This window comes from Shewanella chilikensis (assembly GCF_002836945.1).
Taxonomy (GTDB): Bacteria; Pseudomonadota; Gammaproteobacteria; order Enterobacterales; family Shewanellaceae; genus Shewanella; species Shewanella chilikensis.
Window position 1 is genome coordinate 1 of record NZ_NIJM01000114.1, and the last position, 1,062, is coordinate 1,062.

Here is a 1,062-nt window from a genome sequence, read left to right on the forward strand (position 1 = left end):
GGATGCTCACATCGATCTGTGATTTTTAACGTGACACAGAATTTTGAACACCCTCGTTTTATTAGTTATCTAGAGTCATCAGCTGAGAATAGTAATGAAACTAGCACCCCACTCAGACCCATTCCCCAAGCGGAGCCCGATAAAAAAACGATGCAGGAAATATGGGCAAGGCGTGGTCAGGCGAAATTCCGAGAAAATCTTCTCGCCGCATACGAAAATACTTGTGCGGTAACAGGGTGTATTGAATCTGAGGTTTTAGAAGCTGCACACATAGTGCCTTATAGCGAAGAACAATCATACGAACTATCTAACGGGATTCTCTTGCGTGCAGATATCCACACATTGTTTGATTTGTTCTTAATATCAATTGACCCACAAACTGGAAATGTAGTCGTCGCTAATCGGCTATCCGAAGAGTACCAACAGTTTAGCGGTCGGAAAGCTAGCTTGCCGTCAAATCCCGATCTTTTGCCAAATACTGAGGCGCTAATGGCGCATAAGCGAAGAACAGTACTGCAATGAAAAGGCTAACAAAGGCCATCAATTCGCTCCCTTCGGTCGCCGGACGCTCGCAAGCTCGCGCCGTTGTGGCCGGCGTTATATAACAAGAGGCAGATTCAAGTGAGAAAAGCCCTGATCATCGTTGGTTGTTTAGTTCTCTTATTTGGAGTTGCAGGCTTCGCGATAGACTTCTTGCCTGTTGATGCGTTTCAATCGTCATCTAATGATTCTTACTTAAAAATTGCGCCTACTGATGAAAGCTCATTTGATTGGGCCAAATTTAGGTTACCGGCATTAGTTGTTGGGGCAATATTGGTTGTCATTGGCAAATTTGTCGGTGGTAAAAACTAGCATGTTATATCGGTAAAAATATGGACACCCAACGTTAATAGCGCGGTAGTTAGCCTCCGACTATCCTTTGTTTAAGCATTTAACAAGGAGGTTATTATGCCGCGCCCTCGCCGAACTCAAATCAGCCTTGAAGATACGCCTTACTACCACTGTTAAGTCGGAGGCCAAGCGGTCTTAGGAAGACAATTCGTATCCGCAACTCCTTGGCTC

Annotated in this window: 2 protein-coding genes; both read left to right on the forward strand. The window is 44.8% G+C overall.

What is annotated here, in order from left to right:
• Positions 1–522 (forward strand): HNH endonuclease (locus CX651_RS19765; protein ID WP_232788343.1); only part of this gene is annotated, 522 nt, incomplete at its 5' end.
• A 99-nt stretch (positions 523–621) separates the two neighbouring features.
• A complete protein-coding gene (locus tag CX651_RS19770) occupies positions 622–852 on the forward strand; it encodes a hypothetical protein (RefSeq protein ID WP_146226036.1) in 231 nt (76 codons plus the stop codon).
• The last annotated feature ends 210 nt before the right edge of the window (positions 853–1,062 follow it).